Source organism: Micromonospora sp. NPDC006766 (assembly GCF_040636055.1).
GTDB lineage: Bacteria > Actinomycetota > Actinomycetes > Mycobacteriales > Micromonosporaceae > Micromonospora.
The window spans coordinates 1-6,831 of sequence record NZ_JBEYIX010000100.1; the positions used below are offsets into that span (position 1 = coordinate 1).

Annotated in this window: 7 protein-coding genes and 1 pseudogene; 4 read left to right on the top strand and 4 right to left on the bottom strand. The window is 70.4% G+C overall.

All coding sequences use genetic code 11. From position 1 onward, the window contains the following. Nucleotides 1-299: 299 nt before the first annotated feature. Nucleotides 300-581: a DUF1905 domain-containing protein gene (locus tag ABZ671_RS32095; protein ID WP_357865126.1), complete on the top strand. Its 282-nt coding sequence runs from the start codon at nt 300-302 to the stop codon at nt 579-581. Between the two features lie 82 nt (nt 582-663). Here ABZ671_RS32095 and ABZ671_RS32100 read toward each other — a convergent pair. Beyond that, a pseudogene (locus ABZ671_RS32100) lies at nt 664-873 on the bottom strand (ATP-binding cassette domain-containing protein); the annotation flags it as partial. A gap of 41 nt (nt 874-914) precedes the next feature. On the opposite strand from ABZ671_RS32100, the gene ABZ671_RS32105 reads away from it, so the two are divergent. Further along, a complete protein-coding gene (locus ABZ671_RS32105; protein ID WP_357865128.1) occupies nt 915-1,223 on the top strand; it encodes a hypothetical protein in 309 nt (102 codons plus the stop codon). Here the strand turns inward: ABZ671_RS32105 and ABZ671_RS32110 are convergent. Continuing rightward, nucleotides 1,182-3,053, bottom strand: a complete 1,872-nt coding sequence (locus tag ABZ671_RS32110) for an FAD-dependent oxidoreductase (protein ID WP_357865130.1) — start codon at nt 3,051-3,053, stop codon at nt 1,182-1,184. The genes ABZ671_RS32105 and ABZ671_RS32110 overlap by 42 nt on opposite strands. Nucleotides 3,054-3,329: 276 nt before the next feature. On the opposite strand from ABZ671_RS32110, the gene ABZ671_RS32115 reads away from it, so the two are divergent. Beyond that, entirely contained in the window at nt 3,330-3,896 is a 567-nt protein-coding gene (locus tag ABZ671_RS32115; protein WP_357865132.1) for an NADPH-dependent FMN reductase, read from the top strand. A gap of 78 nt (nt 3,897-3,974) precedes the next feature. Here ABZ671_RS32115 and ABZ671_RS32120 read toward each other — a convergent pair whose 3' ends face one another. Continuing rightward, nucleotides 3,975-4,637: a response regulator transcription factor gene (locus ABZ671_RS32120; RefSeq protein WP_357865133.1), complete on the bottom strand. Its 663-nt coding sequence runs from the start codon at nt 4,635-4,637 to the stop codon at nt 3,975-3,977. Beyond that, a complete protein-coding gene (locus ABZ671_RS32125) occupies nt 4,625-5,917 on the bottom strand; it encodes a histidine kinase (RefSeq protein WP_357865135.1) in 1,293 nt (430 codons plus the stop codon). The genes ABZ671_RS32120 and ABZ671_RS32125 overlap by 13 nt, the downstream gene beginning before the upstream one ends. 132 nt (nt 5,918-6,049) lie before the next feature. On the opposite strand from ABZ671_RS32125, the gene ABZ671_RS32130 reads away from it, so the two are divergent. Then, on the top strand, nt 6,050-6,712 hold the full coding sequence (locus tag ABZ671_RS32130) for a DUF998 domain-containing protein (protein ID WP_357865137.1): 663 nt from the start codon (nt 6,050-6,052) through the stop codon (nt 6,710-6,712). Nucleotides 6,713-6,831: the final 119 nt, after the last annotated feature.

The following is a 6,831-nucleotide window of genomic DNA, read 5'->3' on the forward strand; positions in this document are numbered from 1 at the left end:
GTCACGGACCAGCGGCACGCCCCGGCCGAGCAGCCGGAAGGTGAGTTCGGCCGCCGCCGCCGAGTCCAGCGGGTACGCGTACCGACCACGGCCAGGCCGTCAAGGCCCCTACGAGAGCTACGGCATCTATCAGTCAGGGTCCACAGTAGAACTTCAGCCGACCCGCAGACCTCCACCAAGTTCGAAGAGCCACGTTCCGTTGCGAGTTCGGCTTCAACATCAGCATCGGTGACCACTTCTACGCCACACTTGACGGCGCGGGTGAGTGCGTCCGCCGGTCGAGCCCTATCCTGGTCCGTGTGGATCTGGAGTTCAGCGGCGAGATGTGGTTCTGGAAGGGCCCGTCGCCGTGGCACTTCGTCACCGTCCCGGAGGAACAGTGCGGTGACCTGGAAGCGGCTTCCGCAGCGGTGAGCTACGGCTGGGGCATGATCCCGGTCGCGGCGCGGATCGGGGACACCGGATGGCAGACGTCGCTCTACCCGAAGGACGGCCGGTACGTCGTGCCGGTGCGGGCCTCGGTGCGGAAGGCCGAAGGGCTGCGGGTGGGCGACGTGGTGACGGTCTGTCTGACCGTCTGACCCAGTGGTTCAGGGCCTGTCTCAACTCCTGGTAGCGAGGAATCCCGGTCCTTTAGCTTTAGGGAAGCTGACAGTCCGGCTCATTGTCCAGCACGGTGAGCGCCGGCAGCAGGTGGTAGCGCTGGAGAACGAAGCCGACCCGCTGCCGGTAGCGGGCCAGGGCGGCCCGGCGCAGCGCGGTGACCTCGATGTCGTCCACCGTGATGGTGCCCTGGTCGGCCTGCTCGATGGCGCCGATCAGGTGCAGCAGGGTGGACGGCGGGTTCCGGGACGACTTCTTCCTCAAGGTCACCGCCGTGGCCCGATCGGGCCACGGCGGCGACGGTCCGGACGGTGCTCGGCAACCAGCGCGGCCACCTCATGCGGGAGCTGCGCAACCTCGACGCGCTGCGCCGCGCCGCCGACGACCCGGTGGTGCGGCTGCTGCTGTCGGCCGCCAGCCGGCACGTCGAGGCCGATCTCGCCTTCGTCGACGACGCCGAGCCGGCACTGCTCAACCGACGGCGGCGTGACCCTCGCCGCGTTGGCCTACCGCGCCGGCGGGCCCGGGGCGCCCGATGCCGACCCGGCCCGGCCCGGTGTGACGGCGGCGAGCAAGGCTCAGGAAACGTCCTGCCGCTGCGCTGCCTCCTGTCCCGCTAGGTAGCCAAACACCAGCCCCAACGAGATCGTCCCCCCGGCACCCCCGTAGAACCCCTTCGTTGGTGCGCCTCCTGCATTGCCGGCGGCGTACAGGCCTGGGATGACCTTGCCGTCGGTGTTCAGCGCGTGCCCGTGTGCGTCGGTCTTCGGGCCACCCACGGTGCCGAGCGCGCTGGCCTCGACCTTGAGCGCGTAGTACGGCGGGGTGTTGATGGGCCCCAGGACGCTTGACCTCGGGCTCCTCAGGACCGGTCGTACGATCTTCGTCATCGGCCCGACCACGAACGAGCGCAGGCGTTCGGGGTCGTTCCTCTTCGCCGCACGTGCCGCCACCGTGCTCACGATCGGTCCGATCGCCTTGGCGATGACCATCCGCGCCTTGGCGGTGGCGGTGGGGAACAGTGCGTCGGGGGACCTCTTGCTCAACCGGGGGTAGTACGCGCCGAAGTACCGGTCGAACAACGTGCCACCGCGGTCGAAGTACGGGTCGCGACCTCGTCCGGCCTCGGGATTGAACCGGTCGACGGTCCGGAGCAGCCCGACATCGTCGACGCCGATCTGAGCCGCCAACCCCGCGAGCGTGTCGGCGCGGTGGATGTAGTCGGGCACCGGCCCGCCGGGGATGATGCCGAAGATTCCGAACTTCCTCCAGTAGTTGTGGTCGAAGATCAGCCACGCCGTGGCGTTCGGCATGGTGCCCGTCTCCGGGTCCACCTCGCGCATGATCTTTCCGAGCTGGTCGTAGGGGAGGGCCTCGTTCGCGAAGCGCTCACCCTGGTGGTTGACCATGATGCTGTGTGGCAGCGCACGCTCGCCCAGAAACACGCGGCTGAGCGGGCGGCCCTCCAGCGTCTCACCGGGCACCTGCACCGCGGGCATCCACCAGGCGTCCTGCATGCCGGTCAGATCGGCGCCCACATCCCGGGCCAGCTGCACCGCGATGCCCTCATGCCCCTGCGGCGAAACCTGCACGGCGAAGGGTGCGTGGAGGTGGCCCGTCATCAGGTCGGCCGACCCCTCGAACCCGCCGCTGGCCAGCACGACGCCCCTGGTGGCACGCACCCTGCGCTCGACGCCATCATCATCCTGTACGACGACGCCCCGCACCTTCGACCCATCCGTGATGAGCCCGACCGCGGGCGCCTGGACGCGTACGTCGACGCCGTCACGCAGAACAGCCTCGAGCAGGGCGCCGACCAACGCCGGTCCGGCGAGCCACACGGCGTCACTACTGATCCCGTTCAGCAGCCAGAACGGGAGCGGATTTCTGGCCATGCCAGTCGTCAGGGCCGGTCGCACGAACGCGGCGGCCTCCCCCAGCCCCTCGGGGGAGTAGGGGCCGGGGAAGAGGGCCCGTCCGACCGACGCGCCATCGATGTCGGAGCGGTAGTCCGGCCAGAGCGTCGGGATCCACCCGAAAGAGGTGTGCTCTTCTACGAATCGGGCGACCTGGGGCCCCATCTCCAGGAACTTCTCCACCAGCTCATGGTCAAGAATCTTGTCCCGGCCCTCGCCATAGATGTAGCGCCGCGCCTGGTCCAGGTCGTCGCTCACCTTCAGATCCCTGGTGGAAAAACCATGATTCGGGATCCAGGCCGCACCCGCGGAGATTCCGGTAGCGCCACCGACGATCGGCTGGGACTCCACAACGAGGACCCGTGCCCCTTGCTTCGCGGCGCTGAGCGCCGCCATCAGCCCTGCCCCGCCAGAGCCGACGATTGCCACATCCACCTCCTCGGGGATGCCGCGCTGTGACACGCTCCCGATGGAGCCACGGTGCTGAGCCGAACGGTCAACCACGACGTCCTCCCCGCGATCAATTTCGGTCATGAGCCTCCCAAATCAACTTAGGGCTTGCAGAGGATTGACATGCGGGTTTCGGAGTCGGCTGAGTTACTTGTGGTGGCCGTTCACGACCCGGAGGTACCCTTCGGCGGACTGCGCGTACTTTCGGTGCTCATCGCCTGTTTGCGAAGGTCCAGCGAGTAAGTACCACAACGGCGCTCAGGAAATGCGTCGAACACGGCACGGGCACACGCATCCTGGTCCACGCTTGAATTCGGGCACTACGGACCGGTCTGAACCATCTCCGATGGAGGAAAACAAGTGAGTAAGTACAAGGTCGGCTACTTTGTCGGAAGTCTCTCGTCCAAGTCCGTCAACCGGGAACTCTCGAAAGCCCTGATCCGCCTGGCGTCCCCGGACCTCGAGTTCACCGAGATTCCGATCGGAAACCTGCCGCTGTACAGCCCGGACTACGATGCGAGCTACCCGCCAGAAGCTGCCGCGCTCAAAGACGCGATCCGCCAGGTTGACGCGGTACTGTTTGTCACTCCCGAATACAATCGGTCCATCCCAGGCGCGTTGAAGAACGCCATCGACTGGGCCTCCCGGCCGTGGGGTCAGAATTCGTTCGACCACATCCCCGCAGGAGTGATCGGCGCATCAATCGGACAGATCGGCACGGCCGTAGCCCAACAGAGCCTGCGCGCCGTGCTCAGCTTTTGCAACGCCCGGCAGATGACCGCCCCCGAGGCATACATCCAATACACGCCGCAGATCTTCCCGGGCGACGGTGAGGTCACCGACGAGTCCACGAAGGCTTTCCTCACCGGCTACATGGCAGAGTTCCGGGATCACATTGTTCGGGTCCTGACCGTACTGCCTCGTTAAGGGCTGTCCACGTAACCCGGTGGAAGGCGTTGCCCGGTGCCGGGCAGGGGGCCCGGCACAGCCGCCAGGTGATGCCGATCAGGACCCGTGGCGGCGCAGGTAGGTGAGCACCGCCAACACCCGGCGGTTGGTGTCATCGCTGGGCGGCAGATCCAGCTTGGCCAGGATGTTGCCGACGTGCTTGCCGATCGCCGCCTCGGTGACGTGCAGCCGCGCCGCGATCGCCCCGTTGGAGTGGCCCTCGGCGAGCAGCGCGAGCACCTCGCGTTCGCGGGCGGACAGCGCGGCGAGCGGGTCGCGCGGCCGGTGCAGCAGCTGCCGCACGATGTCCGGGTCGATGGCCGTCCCGCCGGCCACGACCCGGCGCAGGGTGTCGGCGAACTCGGCGACGTCGGCGACGCGGTCCTTGAGCAGGTAGCCGACGCGCTGGCCGTCGCCGCTGTCGAGCAGCGCGGTGGCGTACTCGCTCTGCACGTACTGGCTCAGCACCACCACGGCGAGCCGCGGTCGCTCGGCCCGGAGCGCGACGGCCGCGCGCAGGCCGTCGTCGCGGTGGCCGGGCGGCATGCGGATGTCGGTTACCAGCAGGTCCGGCTCGTGCGCGCGCACCGCCGCCAGCAGCTCCGGTGCCGAGCCGACGGCGGCGACCACCTCGAAGTGGAACCTGGCCAGCAGGCCGACGAGGCCCTCGCGCAGGAGGACCTCGTCCTCGGCGAGCACGACCCGGATCACCGGTGGCATGGCAGCTCCACCCGCACGAGGGTAGGGCCGCCGGCCGGGCTGGACAGCAGCAGCCGCCCGTCGACGGCGGCCACCCGGTCGGCGAGGCCGGTCAGCCCCGATCCCCGCGTCGGGTCGGCTCCGCCGCAGCCGTCGTCGGACACCTCGACCACCAGGTGGCGGTCCGTCTGGGCCAGCCGCACCTCGGCCCGGGTCGCCCCGGCGTGCCGGGCCACGTTGCCCAGGGCCTCCGACACCACGAAGTAGGCGGTCGTCTCGACCAGCTCCGGCAGGGGCTGGGGCAGGTCGGCGTGGACGTCGATCGGAATGGTGGCCTGGCCGGCCAGCTCCCGCACGGAGCCGGCCAGGCCGAGCTCGGTAAGGTGCTGCGGGCGGATGCCCTGCACGATCTGTCGGAGCGTGACCATCAGGTCCTTGGCCTGCTCGTGGGCGACGGCCAGCGGCCGGGCTGCGGGCGAGTCGTCGGGCACGTCGAGCCGGGCCAGTCCCAGTTGGAGGGTGAGGCTGGTCAGCCGCGGCTGCGCGCCGTCGTGCACGTCGCGCTCGATGCGCCGCCGCTCCGCCTCGTACGCGTCGACCAGCCGGGCCCGGGAGCGGGTCACCTCCCGCAGCGCGACACCCTCGGGCGGCCCGCCGAGCAGCCACCGGGCCACGACGGCCTGCCCGGCGACGAGCAGACCGGCCAGGTACCACAGCACCGGGATCAGGAGAATCCCGACGATGGCGTAGGGGACCGCCTGGCCCGGCGTGTCGACGGTGGCCCACACCAGGACCACCGCGTCCTCGTCCTTGGCCAGCCAGGGGCCGGCGAGCAGCGTGACGTCCAGCAGCACGAGCAGCGCGAACATCCAGTACGCGATCGGCACGACCCCGCCCAGCCAGCAGGCGTACGCGACCTCCCGCCACGCCGCCGCGCTGGTGTACCGAGCGGACAGGCCGCCGCGCGGGCGCTGCCCGGGTAGCGGGCGTGGGTCGACGAGGCCGAGTCGCCACCGCTCGAACACGGCCACCGGCATGCTGACGATCGGCGCGAGCGCCACCATGACCAGGCCGGTGATGGCGAGACACAGCATGGCCGGCAGCGAGACCGGGCGGCCGTGCCGCACCGCGCCGGCCACCACCAGCAGGGGCGCGCCGGCGGCGAGCAGCCCGACCGCCAGCGCCCCGGCGATCGGCACGCTGGTGACGGCGTACGCCAGGGCCCGCCAGGGCCACGCGGAGATCAGGTAGTCGCGTCGGCGCAACGCCGTGGCCAGGTGTGGAGGTTGGTCTGGGGTCATGCGGCCAAGCTAGTGAGGCGCCAGCCGCCCGGCCCAGCCGTCTGGACCCCCAACCGAGGTATGCCTGGCCCTACCCGACATTGACCCGCTGCGTCCAGTGCGCCACCGCACCAGAGGCGCTGCACTGGGCGAATGCGTATCCCTCGCCTCGGCGCCGGCAGCTGGCTGCTCGCCGCACCCCTGTTTCTGGCCGCGAACGTGATCACCGGGCTGGCGTGGCGACACCCGCGGTTCAGCTGGGCCACGAACAACATCAGCGACCTGGGCAACGTGACCTGCGGCGGGTGGGACACCACCCGGCCGCGCGAGGTCTGCTCACCCTGGCACGCGGTGATGAACACTGCCATGATCACCACAGGCGTGCTGCTCGCGCTCGGGGTGCTGTTCACCTGGTCGGCGTTGGGCCGGGGTGCCGCCACGACGGCCACGCGGCTGCTGACCCTCGCCAGTGCGGGCGGATACGCCCTGGCCGGGGCGTACCCGGCGGACGTGGACGAGAACCCGCACTTCCTCGCGGCGCTGCTGATCTTCGTGCTGGGCAACGTCGGGATGGTGGTGGCGGCGCTGGCCCGGCGGTCGCCGGTTCTCGGCTCGATGCGCGCGGGCAGCCTCGCCCTGGGCCTGACCGGCCTGGCCGGCACGGCCCTGTTCCTGGCACAGGTCGACCTCGGTTTCGGCATCGGCGGCATGGAGCGGGTGGCCGTCTTCCCACTGCTGGCCTGGACGGTCCTGGTCGCGGTGCGGCTCCTGCGGGAGGCGGGCCGGCCAGGACCGCATAGGTACGGCGCGCCGTAACGGCGCGGGCACACCCTCGCCGTGGGGGGGCGCCGGGGCGCGGCGGGGCGCCGCGGGGGGGGGGGGGGGGAGGGCCCGCGGGCAGGGGGGGCGCGCCCCCCCCGGGCCGCCCCCGGCCC